Annotated in this window: 17 protein-coding genes, 1 tRNA gene and 1 pseudogene; 12 read left to right on the forward strand and 7 right to left on the reverse strand. The window is 66.0% G+C overall.

Annotated features, from left to right (window positions below):
- Window positions 1-5 precede the first annotated feature (5 nt).
- The 5 genes from A5697_RS16915 to A5697_RS16935 all read left to right on the forward strand — a co-directional run bounded on the left by A5697_RS16915 (window position 6) and on the right by A5697_RS16935 (window position 4,566).
- Entirely contained in the window at window positions 6-212 is a 207-nt protein-coding gene (locus A5697_RS16915) for a ferredoxin (RefSeq protein WP_067947779.1), read from the forward strand.
- Window positions 209-757 carry a nuclear transport factor 2 family protein gene (locus A5697_RS16920; protein WP_197501045.1) on the forward strand — a complete coding sequence of 183 codons (549 nt, stop codon included), beginning with the start codon at window positions 209-211 and terminating at the stop codon, window positions 755-757. The genes A5697_RS16915 and A5697_RS16920 overlap by 4 nt, the downstream gene beginning before the upstream one ends.
- A gap of 154 nt (window positions 758-911) precedes the next feature.
- Window positions 912-2,039 carry an NDMA-dependent alcohol dehydrogenase gene (locus A5697_RS16925; protein WP_067947783.1) on the forward strand — a complete coding sequence of 376 codons (1,128 nt, stop codon included), beginning with the start codon at window positions 912-914 and terminating at the stop codon, window positions 2,037-2,039.
- Between the two features lie 27 nt (window positions 2,040-2,066).
- The gene (locus A5697_RS16930; RefSeq protein ID WP_068011445.1) at window positions 2,067-4,121 is read left to right on the forward strand and encodes an FAD-dependent oxidoreductase; all 2,055 of its coding nucleotides are present in this window, start codon (window positions 2,067-2,069) and stop codon (window positions 4,119-4,121) included.
- Between the two features lie 16 nt (window positions 4,122-4,137).
- Window positions 4,138-4,566 carry a ketosteroid isomerase family protein gene (locus A5697_RS16935; RefSeq protein ID WP_067947788.1) on the forward strand — a complete coding sequence of 143 codons (429 nt, stop codon included), beginning with the start codon at window positions 4,138-4,140 and terminating at the stop codon, window positions 4,564-4,566.
- A 14-nt stretch (window positions 4,567-4,580) separates the two neighbouring features.
- Here A5697_RS16935 and A5697_RS16940 read toward each other — a convergent pair whose 3' ends face one another.
- Entirely contained in the window at window positions 4,581-5,237 is a 657-nt protein-coding gene (locus A5697_RS16940; protein ID WP_067947790.1) for a dihydrofolate reductase family protein, read from the reverse strand.
- 152 nt (window positions 5,238-5,389) lie between these two features.
- Here A5697_RS16940 and A5697_RS16945 point away from each other — a divergent pair, with 152 nt between their 5' ends.
- Entirely contained in the window at window positions 5,390-5,794 is a 405-nt protein-coding gene (locus tag A5697_RS16945; RefSeq protein ID WP_067947804.1) for an HIT family protein, read from the forward strand.
- On the opposite strand, the pseudogene A5697_RS16950 reads toward A5697_RS16945, so the two are convergent.
- Together A5697_RS16950 and phoP are read right to left on the reverse strand one after the other, a co-directional pair.
- A pseudogene (locus A5697_RS16950) lies at window positions 5,766-7,224 on the reverse strand (sensor histidine kinase). The gene A5697_RS16945 and the pseudogene A5697_RS16950 sit on opposite strands and share 29 nt — an antisense overlap.
- A 40-nt stretch (window positions 7,225-7,264) precedes the next feature.
- Window positions 7,265-7,984 (reverse strand): two-component system response regulator PhoP, encoded by a 720-nt coding sequence (gene phoP / locus A5697_RS16955; RefSeq protein WP_067947794.1) that lies wholly within the window; start codon window positions 7,982-7,984, stop codon window positions 7,265-7,267.
- Window positions 7,985-8,140: 156 nt separating this feature from the next.
- On the opposite strand from phoP, the gene A5697_RS16960 reads away from it, so the two are divergent.
- From A5697_RS16960 to A5697_RS16975, 4 genes are all read left to right on the forward strand, one after another.
- Window positions 8,141-8,857 carry a hypothetical protein gene (locus A5697_RS16960; protein WP_067947796.1) on the forward strand — a complete coding sequence of 239 codons (717 nt, stop codon included), beginning with the start codon at window positions 8,141-8,143 and terminating at the stop codon, window positions 8,855-8,857.
- Window positions 8,858-8,885: 28 nt separating this feature from the next.
- A tRNA-Thr gene (locus A5697_RS16965) sits at window positions 8,886-8,957 on the forward strand.
- Between the two features lie 68 nt (window positions 8,958-9,025).
- Complete coding sequence (locus A5697_RS28110) at window positions 9,026-9,586, forward strand: hypothetical protein (RefSeq protein ID WP_068011446.1); 561 nt, start codon at window positions 9,026-9,028, stop codon at window positions 9,584-9,586.
- A gap of 626 nt (window positions 9,587-10,212) precedes the next feature.
- On the forward strand, window positions 10,213-11,067 hold the full coding sequence (locus tag A5697_RS16975) for a DUF4383 domain-containing protein (protein WP_197501038.1): 855 nt from the start codon (window positions 10,213-10,215) through the stop codon (window positions 11,065-11,067).
- Window positions 11,068-11,156: 89 nt separating this feature from the next.
- On the opposite strand, the gene A5697_RS16980 is transcribed toward A5697_RS16975, so the two are convergent.
- Window positions 11,157-11,951 (reverse strand): DUF732 domain-containing protein, encoded by a 795-nt coding sequence (locus A5697_RS16980; protein WP_068011448.1) that lies wholly within the window; start codon window positions 11,949-11,951, stop codon window positions 11,157-11,159.
- Between the two features lie 367 nt (window positions 11,952-12,318).
- On the opposite strand from A5697_RS16980, the gene A5697_RS16985 reads away from it, so the two are divergent.
- The gene (locus A5697_RS16985) at window positions 12,319-12,522 is read left to right on the forward strand and encodes a cold-shock protein (RefSeq protein ID WP_067951426.1); all 204 of its coding nucleotides are present in this window, start codon (window positions 12,319-12,321) and stop codon (window positions 12,520-12,522) included.
- 486 nt (window positions 12,523-13,008) lie between these two features.
- On the opposite strand, the gene A5697_RS16990 is transcribed toward A5697_RS16985, so the two are convergent.
- Entirely contained in the window at window positions 13,009-13,305 is a 297-nt protein-coding gene (locus tag A5697_RS16990; RefSeq protein ID WP_156673338.1) for a hypothetical protein, read from the reverse strand.
- A gap of 248 nt (window positions 13,306-13,553) precedes the next feature.
- On the opposite strand from A5697_RS16990, the gene A5697_RS16995 reads away from it, so the two are divergent.
- Complete coding sequence (locus tag A5697_RS16995; RefSeq protein WP_068011450.1) at window positions 13,554-14,510, forward strand: lytic transglycosylase domain-containing protein; 957 nt, start codon at window positions 13,554-13,556, stop codon at window positions 14,508-14,510.
- Between the two features lie 11 nt (window positions 14,511-14,521).
- Here the strand turns inward: A5697_RS16995 and A5697_RS17000 are convergent, their stop codons facing one another.
- Both A5697_RS17000 and A5697_RS17005 read right to left on the reverse strand, forming a co-directional pair.
- Complete coding sequence (locus A5697_RS17000; RefSeq protein ID WP_067951450.1) at window positions 14,522-15,292, reverse strand: enoyl-CoA hydratase; 771 nt, start codon at window positions 15,290-15,292, stop codon at window positions 14,522-14,524.
- A 16-nt stretch (window positions 15,293-15,308) separates the two neighbouring features.
- Window positions 15,309-15,548, reverse strand: a complete 240-nt coding sequence (locus A5697_RS17005) for a hypothetical protein (RefSeq protein WP_046185545.1) — start codon at window positions 15,546-15,548, stop codon at window positions 15,309-15,311.
- Window positions 15,549-15,614 lie beyond the last annotated feature (66 nt).

Here is a 15,614-nt window from a genome sequence, read left to right on the forward strand (position 1 = left end):
CCCCCATGGGATTCAGGATCGAAGCCGATCTGGATTTGTGTCAGGGCCATGCCATGTGCGAACTGGAGGCGCCGGACTATTTCCGGGTGCCCAAGCGCGGCAAGGTCGAGATCCTCGACCCGGAACCGCCGGAAGACGCCCGCGACGAAGTCGAGCGCGCGGTCGATATGTGCCCAACGCATGCACTGTTCATCAAAGAGAAAGAAGACTGACCATGGCGTCATCACGCGACGAACTCGAGGCATGGGTCGACCGCTGGCTGCAGGCCAACAAGGACTGCGAGAAGGCCGGTGACTGGCGGCCGTTGGCGGACTTCTACGCCCAGGACGCCACCTACGGCTGGAACATCGGGCCCAAGGAAGACGTGATGTGCGTCGGCGTCGACGAGATCCGCGACATCGCCCTCGGAATGGAGATGGAGGGCCTGGAGAACTGGGTGTACGAGTACCAGAAGGTGCTCATCGACGAGAAGCAGGGCGAGATCGTCGGCTTCTGGAAGCAGATCGTCAACAAGTCCGACGGCACCCAGGATGAGATCTACGGCATCGGCGGCAGTTGGTTCCGCCTCAACGCCGACAACCTCATCGAGTGGCAGCGGGACTTCTTCGACTTCGGTCACGTCGCGTACATGTTCGGCAAGCTCATCGAATCCGGCGACCTCAGCCCCGGCATGCAGAAGCGGATCGAGCGCAGCATCGCCGGCGAGAAGCTGCCGGGCTACTACCCGCTCGGCCAGGCACCGGTGCAGATCTGGTGACCGGAGCCAATGGCGGACCAACCAAGCATTTGATTTGTTGCACGCGCTATGCTGACGCGACAAGGGTGCCTGTGGCGCCCGTCACCAAGCTGTCCGGCATGAAGGGGCCGGCCAGCTCTGATCGATTCAAAGGCGAAATGGGGTCAGGACCATCGTGAAGACAAAAGGCGCACTGATCTGGGAGTTCAACCAGCCCTGGTCCATCGAGGAAATCGAGATCGGCGACCCGCAAGCGCATGAGGTCAAGATCCAGATGGAAGCGGCCGGCATGTGCCACTCCGACCATCACCTCGTCACCGGCGGAATCCCGATGGCCGGCTTCCCGGTGCTCGGCGGGCATGAGGGTGCCGGCATCGTCACCGAGGTCGGGCCGGGCGTGGAAGACATCGCGCCGGGCGATCACGTGGTGCTGTCCTTCATCCCGTCCTGCGGGCAATGCCCGACGTGTCAGGCCGGCATGCGCAACCTGTGCGACCTGGGGGCCGGACTGCTCGGCGGTGCGGCCGTCTCCGACGGCACGTTCCGCATCCAGGCCCGCGGCAAGGACGTCTTCCCGATGACGCTGCTCGGCACGTTCTCGCCGTACATGGTGGTGCACCGCAGCTCCGTGGTGAAGATCGACCCGTCTGTCCCCTTCGAGGTTGCCGCCCTGGTCGGCTGCGGCGTCACCACCGGCTACGGCTCGGCGGTCCGCACCGCCGACATCCGGCCGGGCCAAGACGTCGCCATCGTCGGTGTCGGCGGGGTCGGCATGGCAGCGCTGCAGGGCGCCGTCAACGCCGGTGCACGCTACATCTTCGCGATCGACCCGGTCGAATGGAAGCGCGACCAGGCGCTGAAATTCGGTGCGACCCACGTCTATCCCGACATCAACGCGGCGCTGATGGGCATCATGGAGGTCACCTACGGGCTGATGGCCCACAAGGTCGTGGTCACCGTCGGGGAGCTACACGGCGCCGACGTCGACAACTACCTCAACATCACCCAAAAGGGCGGCACCTGCGTGCTGACCGCCATCGGCAGCCTGCTGGACACCAACGTCAACCTCAACCTGGCGATGCTCACCTTGATGCAGAAGAACTTGCAGGGCACCATCTTCGGCGGCGGCAACCCGCAGTACGACATCCCGCAGCTGCTGTCGATGTACAAGGCCGGCAAGCTGAACCTGGACGACATGGTCACCACCCAGTACCGCCTGGAGCAGATCAACGAGGGCTACCAGGACATGCTGGACGGCAAGAACATTCGCGGCGTCATCCGCTACACGGACGCCGACAGGTAACAGACGCTCCAACCGACTGGGTCCCGAATGACGGGGTTCGGGCACCTGCTGGCGCCGGGACGGATCGGCGCCATGACGGTGCGCAACCGCCTGGTGATGTCTCCGATGGAGACCATGTACGGCACGCCTGATGGGCTGCCGTCCGAGCGCACGCGCGACTACTTCGCCGCCCGCGCCAGGGGCGGCGTCGGCCTGATCACGGTGGGCGCCACCGGGATCGACCACCAGCACCCGGAGACTCCCGGCGGGTTGCACCTGGCCACCGACGAATCGGTGGAGGCGCATCGGGCTCTCGTGGAGGTGGTGCACGAGCACGGCGCCAAGATCCAGCCACAAATCGTGCATGCCGGTCCCGACGGTCTGGGGCCGGAGATCTTCGGGGTCACGTCATTGGGCCCGTCGGTGATCCCCTCCTACCTCACCGGACGCCCGTCCATCGAGATCAGCAAGCAACAGCTGTGCGGGGTGTTCGATTTGTTCAAGGCCGCTGCGCGGCGTGCCGTCGAGGCCGGGTACGACGGCATCGAGCTGCACGCCGCGCACGGCTACATGCTGCTGGGCTCGTTCCTTGCGCCGCAACGCAATCGCCGCACCGACGACTATCGCGGTGATTCGGCACGTGGCCGGGCGCGGGTGGTCCTCGATGCGGTGGCCGCGATCCGTTCCGAGATCGGTGACACCCTGCCGATCACGCTGCGCATCTCGGGCTACGAAAGGGTCGCGGGTGGCCGGCCGATCTTCGAGACCGCGCAGCTGGCACCGGAGTTCGCGGCCGCGGGTGTCAACGCGTTCCATGTCAGCGGCGGGGTGATCGATCGGTTGGTGACCGGGATGGTCAACGGCGCCGATGACGGCGACGGGCTCAACGTCGGGGCCGCGGCGGCGGTCAAGCAGGTGGTCGACGTCCCCGTGATCGCCGTCGGCCGCATCCACGATCCGGCCCGGGCCGAACGGATCCTGGCCGACGGGCGCGCCGATTTCATCGCGATGGGTCGTCCCCTGCTGGCCGATCCCGAGCTTCCGCGCAAACTGCGCGACGGGCAGGTACACCGGATTCGCAAGTGTATATCCTGTGAAAACTGCATCGACGCAATGGAACTGCGTTTCTCTGTCGACTGCGCCGTCAATCCGCGCACCGGCAAGGAGCGCGAAATGACGGCGGCTCCCGCTGCGCGCCCCAAGCGTGTGGTGGTGATCGGCGGCGGGCCGGCCGGGCTGGAGGCAGCCCGGGTGGCCGCCGAGCGGGGACACCGCGTCACGCTTTTCGAACGCAGCACCGCGCTGGGCGGGGCGCTGCGCTGGGCATCGGTTCTGCATCCGGAGAACGAGCCTTTCCTGCGCTACCTGCGCAACGAGATCAAGCTCAGCAGCGTGGACGTCTGTCTTGGTCAAACGATTTCGTCTCAAGGCGTCATCGATGCCGACCCGGATGCGGTGATCGTGGCCACCGGCGGCAGGGTCGCCGTGCCGGTGATCCCCGGATCCGATCTGCCGCACGTACACACCGGCCCCGGGTTGCGCGAATTGCTGGGCGGGCGAACCGAATCCGGCGCACCGGCCTGGCAACGCCTGGGTGCTTCCGCGCTGGGCGGGTGGCGGCAGCGGCTGATGCATCCTGCCGCGGTCCGGATGGCCAGCCGCGCCTGGATGCCGCTCGGACGACGGGTCGCCATAATCGGCGGTGACCTGGTCGCCCTCGAACTGGCCGAATTCCTGGCGAGTCGGGGCCGGCTGGTGTCGATACTCGAATCCGGCAAAGACATCGCCCCGGAGGTGGGCAACAAACGCAAGACTGAACACATGGATCGCCTCGATCGGCTGGGCGTCACCGTGCATGTGCGGACCGCCGTCGAACGGATCACTACCGAGGCTGTGGTGTTCACCCCGGCCCGTGGCACCACCCGAGAGCTGGAGGCCGACAGCGTCGTGCTGGCCGGCACCGCCGAAGCCGACACCTCGATGTTCGACGCGCTGGTCGCCGCCCTGCCCGGCGCTCAGGTGCACGCCGCCGGCGACTGCACCGGGCTCGGGCTGATCCGCAAGGCCACCGAGGAAGGCGCGCGCGCCGCGTGCGCAATCTAGTGACAGGAGAACAGAAATGACCGAGGCCAAAGAATCCCAGGCCACTCCGGCGCTCGCCGCCTCGCAGGCCTCATGGCGATGCGTGCAAGCGCACGACCGGGAGGGTTGGCTGGCCCTGATGGCCGACGACGTCGTCATCGAGGATCCGATCGGCAAATCCGTGACCAACCCGGACGGCACCGGGGTCCGCGGGAAGGCAGCCGTCGGCGAATTCTTCGACAACAACATCGCGGCCAACCAGCTGTCCATCACTTGCGAGGAAACGTTCCCGTCGAGTTCGCCCCACGAGATCGCCCACATATTGGTGCTCAACAGCAAGTTCGAGGGCGGCCTCACCAGCTCGGTGCGGGGCGTCTTCACCTACACGGTCAACGACGCCGGACTCATCACCAACATGCGGGGGTACTGGAACCTCGATGTCATGCAGTTCGGCCAGGAGGACTGAGCCGGCCGCTCAGCCTAGCGACGCGTAAAGCTCAGATGCGTGACCCCGCTGGGACTGCTCACCGACTCCAGCTCGAATCGCTGCTCGAGGCCTTCCAGACCTTCCCACAACGGCTCCCCGTGCCCCAGCACGATCGGCACCAACACGACGTGCAGGTGGTCGACGAGGTCGGCTGCGAGAAATTGGCGGACGGTCGAGGGGCCTCCTCCCACGCGAATGTCTAAATCTCCCACAGTTTTTCGGGCCAGCTGAAGGGCTTCCTCGGCAGTGCCGTCGATGAAGTGGAAGGTAGTGCCGCCCTCCATCTCGATCGAAGGCCGGGGGTGATGGGTGAGAACGAAGACCGGGGTATGGAATGGGGGATCGGCGCCCCACCAGCCTTTCCATTCTGCGTCGCTGCCTTTGCGCACCCATGGGCCGCGCTGGGGCCCGAACTTGTTGCGCCCCATGATTTCGGCGCCGATTCCTGGCTCCCACTTGCCGGCGATGGCGTCGTCGATGCCTGTCGTGCCGCCCGCCTCACCGTGCATAGCGCGGAAGGTGCGTGTCGCGAAAAACCACTCGTGCAACCGCCGCCCGGCATGCCCAAACGGTGCGTCCAGGCTTTGGCCGCTACCCGTGGCGAAGCCGTCGAGCGAGACCGAGAGGTTGTGCACACGCACCTGTGACATGGCGGAATCTCCTGAACTTCTATCCGAGGCGTTGATCTTGCAAGGATTGACCATCACCACTTCTGGAATTCATCGCCGAGATTGCCGTCATGGTCGTGATGTGGACGGCGACCATGACCGTGGCGGCAATTTCGACGCCCTATGCTGGGGCCATGGCGTCGATCTTCACCAAGATCATCAACCGTGAACTTCCCGGCCGCTTCGTCTACGAGGACGACGACGTCGTCGCGTTCCTGACGATCGAGCCCATGACCCAAGGGCACACGTTGGTGGTGCCGCGGGCCGAAATCGATCAGTGGCAGGACGTCGATGGCGCGACGTTCGCCCGGATCATGAGCGTGAGTCAGCTCATCGGCAAGGCAGTGTGCAAGGCCTTCAGGACTGAGCGGGCGGGGGTGATCATCGCCGGGCTGGAGGTGCCCCATCTGCATGTGCACGTGTTCCCCACCCGCCGCCTGAGCGACTTCGGTTTCGCCAACGTCGACCGCAACCCGTCACCGGAGTCGCTGGACGAGGCGCAGGCCAAAATCAAGGCCGCCCTGGCTCAATTGGCGTGAGCCGGCTCCTGCGCAGGCACTTCGCTGACGCGCGGCAGCGTGACGCGGAAACAGCAGCCCTCCCCGGGCGCGGTCGTCACCGTGACGGCGCCGCCGTGCGCACGTACCAGCGAGTCGACGATCGATAGCCCCAGTCCGGTACCTCCGCTGGCGCGTGCCCGCGACGAGTCGGTGCGATAGAAGCGTTCGAAGACGCGCGACGCGTCCTGCTCTGTCATCCCGGGCCCCTTGTCGGCCACCTCGAGCACGGCGTCGTCCCCCGCCGTGCCGACCCGGACGGTGACGTCGGCGCGCTCCGGGGTGTGCTGCAAGGCATTCGCGACCAGGTTGCTCAGCACCTGTCGGATCCGCGGTTCGTCCCCGAGCACCTCCGGGGTGCCCGGGCCGTCGAGCACTTCCATGGCAATGGTGCGTTTGGGGTCCATCGCCTGCGCGTCGTGCACGGCGTCGCTGGCCAGCGCAAGCAGGTCGACCCGGTTGTGCTCGAGCGGTCGTTGCACATCCAGGCGGGCCAACAGCAGCAGGTCGTCGACCAGCAGCCCCATCCGGCTGGCTTCGCTTTCGATCCGCGACAACAGCATGGCGACGTCTCGCGCGGCGCCCTGCCGATACAGCTCCGCGAAGCCCCGGATGGTCGTCAGCGGGGTGCGCAGCTCGTGGCTGGCGTCGGTGATGAACCGCCGCATCCGCTCCTCGGAACCGCGGGCCTTCTCGGCCGACGACTCCGACGACGCGAGCGCTTCCTGAATCTGCGCAAGCATCCCGTTGAGGGCGAGGGACAGCCGGCCGACCTCGGTGCGTGGATCACGTTCCGGGACACGGCGATCCAGCTGGCCGGCGGCGATCGCCGCGGCAGTCTGCTCGACCTCGGACAGCGGCCGCAGGCTGCGCTGAACGACCGCAAAGCCGGCGATGCCGACCACGACCAGCACCGCCACCCCAATGCCGATCTGCAGCCAGACCAGGGAGCTGACGGTGTGTTGGACATCGGAAAGGTCGATCGCCACGGTCGTCAGGCCGTGTGGGCCGCGCACCGAAACCGCGCGCCACAGGATGTCGGACCCGTTGACCGACGGCAGCGTCGTCGGATTGGGGCCGACATCGTTGTTGGGCGGCAATGCCGGTTCGGAGTTGCGGTCGTTGATGGCGGTGAACGGCGTGCCATCAGTGCCGATGCCGCGCACGTAGAACTTCGACGGCGGGCGGGCAGGGTCCGGGCCCTCATAGGGCGGTGGCGACTGCCGCCGCGGGGCCTGCGCCCAACCGCGCGACGCGTCGAGCAGCGTCTGGTCGATCCGGGTAACCAGGCTGTGCCGCAGGATCGAAGTGACCGCGATGCCCGAGACTGCCAGCCCGCACGCCACCAGCACCAGAGTCGCCGCGACCAGCCCTACCCGGAGCGGCAATCCACGTCGATGCGGTGTAGTCATGCGAATTTTTCTTCGCTAACGCTGATGACCGAGCGCGGACTCAGCGCGGTTCCCGCAACACGTAACCCACTCCCCGCAGGGTGTGCAGCAGCCGCTTCTCCCCGGTGTCGATCTTGCGGCGCAGATACGACACGTAGGACTCGACGACATTGACGTCACCTCCGAAGTCATATCGCCACACGTGGTCGAGGATCTTGGGCTTGCTCAAGACCGTGCCGGCGTTGATCACAAAGTAACGCAGCAGCGTGAACTCGGTCGGCGACAGCGAGACCGGTTCGCCGGCCTTCCACACCTCATGGGTCTCCTCGTCGAGTTCGATGTCGGCGAAGGTCAGCCGGGCGCTGCGGGGCTCAGCTCCGCCCTTTCCGGCGCGCCGCAGGATGACCCGCAGCCGGGCGACGACTTCTTCCAGGCTGAACGGCTTGGTCACGTAGTCGTCGCCGCCCAGGGTCAGGCCGGCGATCTTGTCCTGCAATGAATCGCGGGCCGTCAGGAACAACGCCGGGGCGTCTATGCCGTCGGCGCGCAGGCGCCGCAGCACGCCGAACCCGTCCATGCCGGGCATCATCACGTCCAGGATCACCGCGTCGGGGCGTGCTTCCCGGGCCCGGTCCAGGGCTTGGGCGCCGTTGGTCGCGGTGTAGACCTCGAACCCCTGAAACTTGAGGCTCACCGAGAGCAGCTCGACGATATTGGCCTCGTCGTCGACCACGAGGACACGAGCCTCGGGTTTCGTTTCACTTGGGGTTGCCGTGGTCATCAGATTCTTCTGCCTCTTGTTGAACGTTTCCTATGTGAAGATTGTGTGGTTGCTGAAAGCTCAGTGCCAACACTCTGATAGTAGTCTGCCAGGAATCATCGCGACCGCTTGGACCTGCGCGGGCTGACGCGGTCGCGTCGCGAATAAACTCGTGGAATGAACCTCGCCGCACGGATCGTCTTGGCCGCGACCGCCCCGGCACGTGTCGGGCTTGCCGCCGCGGACGCCGGCCTGACCGTGGCAACCGCGGCGGTCGGGGTGGCGAAGCGGGCATTGGGCGAAGGCGGGACCGGCGGGACGAACGCCATGACCTCCATGCTGGGAATCGACGACGCGATCGTTCGCGCCAACCGGCTCGCGCGGCTGCTCGACGACGATGCGCCACTGGGACGCGCCGTGGCGCCGGACGGCCCGATCGATCGGCTGCTGCGCCCGGGCGGGGTCGTCGACATGCTGACAGCGGACGGCGGTCTGCTGGACCGCCTCACCGCGGAGGGCGGCGGTCTGCACCGCACGCTGCAACCCGGTGGCCTGGCTGATCAGCTTGTCTCCGAGGACGGATTGATCGAGCGGCTGCTGGCCGAGGATGGGCTGGCCGACCGCCTGCTGAGCGAGGGCGGTCTGGTCGACAAGCTGACGGCGAAGAACGGGCCGCTGGACCAGCTCGCCGACGTCGCCGACACTCTGGCGCGGCTGACACCCGGGATGGAAGCGCTGGAGCCCGCGATCGCCACGCTGCAGGACGCGGTCGTCGCGCTCACCATGGTGGTCAACCCGCTGAGCAATATCGCCGACCGGATCCCGCTCCCGGGCCGGCGGCGCCCTTCGTCCCGGGCGGTGCGCTCAACGCGCATCATCGACAGCGGCGAGTGACCGTTTAGGCTTGGACCGGTTTGATCCCGCCTCCTTAGCTCAGTGGTAGAGCACTCGCCTTGTAAGCGAGCGGTCGTCAGTTCAATCCTGACAGGAGGCTCCGTAAGGTGGATGATTGGTTTCATGCCCGCAGTCGGCGCCATTGAACGCTGTACCGATGGCTCATGGATGACACGCGTTTTCGCTGCAGCGGCGGCCGCGGTCGCCGTGGTCATTGCCGAATGCTCGTGTCCCACCGCTTCGGCTGACCCCACGTCCGAGACTCCACCGTTCCCGATCGGTCAGATGGGCGTGCCCGTGCATGCTCGGGCGGCCGATGGTGCGACCGCCGACATCACGGTCAACAGTGCGAGGTGGTTACCGCCGGGATGCACCACCCATTTTGCGATTCCGACGCCTGGCTCCTCATGCGGCGTGGTGGAACTGACTATCACCGGAACGTCCCACCCGTTCTTCAAGTTCGACCACGGCTACATATTTGCCGGGTACGGCGGTGGCAATCAGCCATGGACCCATCCCGACGAAGCGCCCCAGCCGGCGACGCTTGCGGTCGACTACCAGAGGCTCGACAAGATGCCCCCGCTGCAATCGGGCGGCCTTCACGACGGCCAAACCGCGCACGGATTCGTCGGTTTCGCTATGCCGACGGCTGGTGACCTGTACATGACGATCAACGATCCCGCGCAGCCAGCTCCCTACACCGAAGCGGGCTTCATCGTCCACACTTGACGCTCGTCGGTCGCCGTGCAGTACACGCGTGCGGTCGTTCAATCCTCAAGGCGTCTGGCGCTGTCAGATCCCCGCGCAGATATGGATGATTGGAATCGGCGCGCAGATGCTGGCCGAGACGTAAGGCCTCGGGCCGTAATAGCCACCCCAAGCGGGCGGCGGAGGCGGCGGCGGTGGGGCTGCCGGGGGCGGCGCTGCTGGTTGGGCCGCCTGGGCGAGAACCACACAGGTATCGGATGGTGCGTCGTAGACGGTGCCTTCGCCGCATTCAGCGGCCCTACTCACAGCCGGCGAGAGAGACGTGATGGCGACCGCCAGCGCGAATACGGCTGGGCCGATGACCGCCAAGCGGTTAGCTAACCTGAGCATCACATGTCTCCGTGCAGGGAGATCGTAGCGCTGACCCCATTGCTAGGGAAGGGGCCGAAGTACCCCTTCGGTCGCCGCCTTACGTGAGCGCACCCGTCGTCCCCGGTGATCGAAGTCGCCGGGTTCGAAGAAGCTGTTCGACCAGCCGGCGCAACGACTCTGGCGTAGCACCGGCCGTAGTGGGTAGCCGATGACGTAGGACGTGTTGTTCAGGTGGAGGTCGCGCGATGCCGGTTACGGCGGGGCCCGTTCCCGGGATGACTTCGGATTTGCACAGGGTCCGGATGGACCCGGGGCGCTTCCGCAGCGGGCGTTGGTTGCTGCTCGGCGAGGGAGTGCTGGTGACGGCGTTCGGCATTGCCGGGCTGATTTCGGCTGCCCTGCATCCGCACGCGGTGCCCACCGGCACCCCAGTTCTCGGGCTGGCATTGACTCCGGCGCAGAGCGCGATTCTGCTGACGCTTGGGGTACTGGCCATCGCGGCTGTCGGCAATCGCCGAGCGGCGGTGACTGTCACGGCGCTGAGTGCGGTGGCCTACCTGCTCTTGTTGTTCTTCAGCAGCGTGGCCACCGCGCGCACGGTACCGACACCCCTGGGATTTCACGCCGCTGACATCGTCCTGCACGGTTTACTCGGGGTGGTCAACTTCGCCCTGCTGATGTGGCTGATTCCCGACGAGTTGGGAGACGAGGCTTGGGTGCGGCGACGGGGACGCGACCGCGAGCCGAAGGCCGCTGCCTCCGATGCTGCCTTTCCGGACGTGGCTTCGGCGACGGAGGCAGGACCACCGCCCTTGGCGGCAGTGGCGCGCGCGCACGAAGTCGGAGCCTACGAAAGCCCGTCGCAACGTCCAGTCGTGCCTCGACAGGCAAGCCAGCCGGGGTCGACCATCCCGCCCGTCAGTGTTCCGGGTTCAGGCCGCACCCTTGCTGAACAACCGAGTAGCCAACAAACGAACGAGCCCTCGGCTCACAACTTCGAGAGCTCAACACAGCCGAACCGCATCGTCGCTCGGGCGAACGATGCACTGCGATCAGGTGGTGTCGTTCCCGTGGCCTTGGCAATTCTGGCCGCTGTCGTCGGCATCGCCATCTGGTTACGACGCCGCTGAACAGCCAAACCCTCCGTAATTCCCCTTCACGGTCCTCGTTCACCGCCGAAGATCCGCGCGGAGCCGCAGTCAAGACGTCCCCGACGCTGCTAGGGCGAGTACGGCGGGCCTGGGATGCGGTCCAGACCTCCCTGGATACCCTGCAAATCCCCTTCGATGCCTTGCAGCTTTCCCTCGATGGCCTGCAGATCGGAGAGCGCATTCTGGTAGGCCGGCGACAAGTCGGCCGCTGAGGCGGGTTGCGACTGGGGGCAGTAAGCGACGATGGCGCCCGCGGTGACTTCGGCGCTTTGATTGGCGTCCCAAATCGACGATCGCCGAACGAATTCGACCGCATCCGCAAAATTGGGTTGGTGCGCCAGGAAGTCGCAGACCGCGTGACCTTGGGTCATCACGTATTCGTGGCTCGGGACTGGTACCCCTTCGTGCTTCAACGCGGCGATGAACGCCGCGTCGGCGACCTCGGTTCGCGGAGTGGGTGCTTGCGGCACAACGGGTTTGGGCGTGGGCGAAGCCGATGGCGGTGCTTCCGACGGCTGGGCCGATGAATCCTCGCGGTGGACCGAAAACATCATCACCACCGCGGCGACGACGGCCACCAGAGATAACGGCAACGCCGCGAGCAGGCCCAAGTGCCGCGACACGCCCTTACGCCGGCGAAGCGTGGTGCCGATTTGGCCGCCCCGCGACCCGGTGTTGGCGGCAATGTCGGTTTCATGCGCTTTGGCCGCCGCGGGGAGAGACGCCCCGACACTGTGGGCCAGGAGCTCGTCGAGCAGTTCGTCAACCTCGCGCGATGACGGCTGACCGCCGTGCTCCCGGCCCGCTTGGCGCCCGAGCGCGATGCGCCGCAATTCCGCATCGATGGTCTCGCGGTCGCGCATATCAACCAGTTTGAGCGTGTCAGGACAACGTCACAACCCCCGGTAAATGCGGGCCGATGACGGCGCCCTTACACGGCTGCGTCCCCGCTGGCCAGATGGCGTTGCCAACGTTGCCTCGAACGGCCCCGAACGCCGGGGGAGACTCGCTGCGGGCCGGCCGTCACTGTTGCCGGTTGGACCCCGCGCATGGCTCATCGAGGTGGCGCGGTGACAGGCCGGAGGCCCCGGATCCGATTCGTTGCCAGTCGGCCTTCGAATGACATGAAAAACGTTCTGGCGCAGTCGATTACATCTTTCCCATACCCCGCGTGGTACGCTTGCCCGGGATGCCCGTCGGCATCCGTTCAAAATGAGAGAAGTTGAAGGTATGACACAGGGAACTGTGAAATGGTTTAACAGCGAAAAAGGCTTCGGTTTTATCGCTCCGGACGGCGGCGCAGCAGATGTGTTCGTCCACTACTCGGAAATCCAGGGAAACGGCTACAGGTCGCTGGAGGAAAACCAGCGAGTTGAGTTCAGTGTCGAGCAGGGGGCCAAGGGTCCGCAGGCAGTCGGAGTGACCGCCGTCTAGGGCGAGTTCTACCGTGTGGGCTGGTGGGTTGTTTCCCACCAGCCCACAGCACGTTAAAGGGTGTTTCGGGCCGCTTCCGGCAGGACACAGATGGGCAAGAATTTCGGGCTCGACGAATGACAGGCGCTCGGCGCCGCGTCGTTGCTCATTCTGGCGTGTAGATTGGTGGCAGCAGTCCATGTTCGCGCTGCCGACTAACCAAATTCTTGTGGAGATGATCAGATCCACGAATCGATCGCCCTTCGCCCAGCCAACCATGTTTGGGCCGGAGCCAAACTAACTTGAGGACCCGCTTCATGACATCGTCCGATTTGTTTTCACATCGCTACGAGCCCGAGGTCGTGTCACCTGCCAGTCGCGATGCGGAACCGGTGCAACTTCCGACTTTCTCCGACCGCCCCAATAGCGATTCCGCAGCTCCCAAGCCCTGAGCGCCTGAGCGCGATGCCGGCCTGACCGCGACCCGTCTCGGCCACGCTCCGTCGCCTACTGCGCCGGAGGCGGGACGGGACCTGGCGGTCCGTCGGTCGGGGGCGGTGGCGACGGCGACCGCTGCGTGCAGTCGGGCACGAAGATCACCACATGCCCGACCATCGTCCAACCGATCGCGCACCCCGGCGGCAGCAGAGGGCGGGTACCCGGGGCAGTGATCAGCGCCGTCACCACCACGGTGAGCAGCGCCGGACGGATGAGACGGGAGGCGACCTTGGCGGTTGCCGTGGTCGTCGCAGCTCGGCGAATCCTGGTCCGTCTCTCGTTCGGTTCAGCCGCGGCGTCAGCCATGTTGCTTTCCACTCTGCTGGGCGGGCGATTCTCAAGTCTGGAATAAGCCGCGGCCGCCTGCAACTCGAGGGGCTTTCCCGGTCGCCTCGGGCTCTTACTGCCACGGCGCGTGAATCGCGTTGAGATTACTCAGGTTTTGCACTTCAGGAATACCTCGAAGTCCCCCTAGGGAGATACTCGCAACGGCATTGATCTCAGGCGGTCAAATGCGAAAGACTGTTCAGGGCAAATCGACGGAAGTGACTTCAGTGAGCCCCAGGCCGACAGTCGCCGCGCCGGTGTTTCTCGGCGTAATCGCGTTCCTGGTCGTCGGCTGTTCGTCCCCGACGGCGAAGCCCAATGCGACGGTGACGACGGCTTCAACCGCAGCGACGCCTGCTGCCGCACCACTTGCCTCGAGAACCGTTGCCGCAGCACCAAATCCGCCCCTTGGCGCGCAGCCGCAACTCGCGTCCGACCCGGCTCGGTTGGCCGACGACCTCGTCGCGGACGAGCGTGCGCTGCGTGACCCGTCGGCGGCGGAGCCGGCGCTGACGGCGGCGGCGCACCGCGAGCAGGCCGCGTACCGCGCCATTGGGCGGCATCCCGAGTGGGACTCGATCATCCGGCCGCGCATACCGCCGGAGCTGGCTGACGTCTACGACCGTAACCTCGATGCCCGTCGCCAGCTTCAGGCGATGACACCCGCGAAAGACACCCTGCCCGCGTGGCGGATCGAACCGCCCGCACCCGTTGACGAGCTGATGAATGACTACCACGCGGCGGAAGCGGAGACCGGCGTCGGCTGGAACTACCTGGCGGCGATCAACCTGGTCGAGACCCGATTCGGCAGCATCAACGGCACGAGCACGGCCGGCGCCCAAGGCCCGATGCAGTTCTTGCCGTCCACATTCGCCACCTACGGCCAGGGCGGCGATATCAATTCGCCGCGCGACAGCATCATGGCGGCGGGCCGCTTCCTCGCCGCCAACGGCTTCACCGACGACCCCGACCGCGCCATCTACGGCTACAACCACGCACACGAATACGTCCGGGCGGTCGACCAATACGCCGAACTGATCGCAACCGACCCCGCCGCGTTTCCCACCTACTACCGATGGGACGTCTATTACGTCACCACCGCCGGCGACGTGTTGCTCCCGGTCGGTTACGCGGCGCCGTCACCGGTCCCGGTCGGGGACTACCTCGCGACCCATCCGCAGTAACGCCGCCGCCGCTACGCCCGGTCCTTCTTGCGGGCGAGGAACGCTCGCATATGGTGTTGCGGCTCCCCGGTCAAAAAGGCCAGACCGAACTGCTCGATGCTGTCCTCGATCGCCCCGTGGACGGTCATGTCGAACCACTTGTTGAGTAGGCGTTTTTGCTGCCGGACCGCATTCGGGCCGAATCCGGCTAGTTTGCTTGTGAGTTCGGCGATGCGCGAGTCGAGCGCGTCGGCGGCGAGCGCCTCATGCACCAGACCCCACGTCGCGGCCGTGCGTGCGTCGATCGTCTCGCCCGTCAGCAGGAGCCAGGCCGCGTGCGACGCCCCGATCAGCGCGGGCATCAAGGCCGAATGGATCACCGAGGGGATCCCGACCGCCACCTCCGGCATGCCGAATACGGCGCCGGATTCGGCGATCCGCAGATCGCAGCACATCGCGACCTCGAGCCCGCCGCCGAGGCAGTAGCCGGCCAGCCGGGCGATGACGGGGACGGGGCATTCGCGGATCGACTCGCACAGCGTCGCGAGCCGACGGATAAACGCCTCGGCGCTAACCCGGTCCAGGTCGACCATCTCGTTGATATCGGCCCCACCGATGAACGCCGCGTCCCCTGCCCCGCGCAGCACGACCACCCGGACGTCACCGTCATCGCCGACGGCACGGAAAGCCTGGGTCAATTCCTCCACGGCGCCCGTGCCGACGATGTTGAGCCGTTTCGAGTTGGTCAGCTCGATGGTGCGTACGCCGCCGTCGTGAGCGACCCGGACGAACCGTTTCTCCATCGCGTTCACGCGCCCCTCACAGGTACTTCAGGGCGATGTCTTGCAGGTGCGATCGAACGTCTTGACCGGTGGCCTTCTCCAGCTTGATCCCCAGTTCGCCCGCGAGGTTCACGAAGCCCATCAAAAGCATGATCTCCCCATCCGGCTCATCGATCACGTTCTCGACCAGCCGGCTCCAGGCGAACTCGTTGCCGCTGTCAGACGTCCAAGCCGTCATCACGTCGATGGCTCGGCGGACGTTCTCTCGCACATCCATTCCCCGGAGCCTGCCACGACGACTCGATCGCCGCCCGCCAACGGGCGCATGGGCTAGACCGGCGGA

The sequence above is a fragment of the Mycobacterium sp. E3251 genome, assembly GCF_001666835.1.
GTDB lineage: Bacteria > Actinomycetota > Actinomycetes > Mycobacteriales > Mycobacteriaceae > Mycobacterium.

Bases quoted from the DNA above. Each gene is read 5' to 3' on its own strand.
- A5697_RS16915 (WP_067947779.1), top strand. From the start codon at position 6: ATGGGATTCAGGATCGAAGCCGATCTGGATTTGTGTCAGGGCCATGCC.
- A5697_RS16930 (WP_068011445.1), top strand. From the start codon at position 2,067: ATGACGGGGTTCGGGCACCTGCTGGCGCCGGGACGGATCGGCGCCATG.
- A5697_RS16935 (WP_067947788.1), top strand. From the start codon at position 4,138: ATGACCGAGGCCAAAGAATCCCAGGCCACTCCGGCGCTCGCCGCCTCG.
- A5697_RS16940 (WP_067947790.1), bottom strand. From the start codon at position 5,237: ATGTCACAGGTGCGTGTGCACAACCTCTCGGTCTCGCTCGACGGCTTC.
- A5697_RS16945 (WP_067947804.1), top strand. From the start codon at position 5,390: ATGGCGTCGATCTTCACCAAGATCATCAACCGTGAACTTCCCGGCCGC.
- phoP (WP_067947794.1), bottom strand. From the start codon at position 7,984: ATGACCACGGCAACCCCAAGTGAAACGAAACCCGAGGCTCGTGTCCTC.
- A5697_RS16960 (WP_067947796.1), top strand. From the start codon at position 8,141: ATGAACCTCGCCGCACGGATCGTCTTGGCCGCGACCGCCCCGGCACGT.
- A5697_RS28110 (WP_068011446.1), top strand. From the start codon at position 9,026: ATGACACGCGTTTTCGCTGCAGCGGCGGCCGCGGTCGCCGTGGTCATT.
- A5697_RS16975 (WP_197501038.1), top strand. From the start codon at position 10,213: ATGACTTCGGATTTGCACAGGGTCCGGATGGACCCGGGGCGCTTCCGC.
- A5697_RS16980 (WP_068011448.1), bottom strand. From the start codon at position 11,951: ATGCGCGACCGCGAGACCATCGATGCGGAATTGCGGCGCATCGCGCTC.
- A5697_RS16985 (WP_067951426.1), top strand. From the start codon at position 12,319: ATGACACAGGGAACTGTGAAATGGTTTAACAGCGAAAAAGGCTTCGGT.
- A5697_RS16990 (WP_156673338.1), bottom strand. From the start codon at position 13,305: ATGGCTGACGCCGCGGCTGAACCGAACGAGAGACGGACCAGGATTCGC.
- A5697_RS17000 (WP_067951450.1), bottom strand. From the start codon at position 15,292: ATGGAGAAACGGTTCGTCCGGGTCGCTCACGACGGCGGCGTACGCACC.
- A5697_RS17005 (WP_046185545.1), bottom strand. From the start codon at position 15,548: ATGGATGTGCGAGAGAACGTCCGCCGAGCCATCGACGTGATGACGGCT.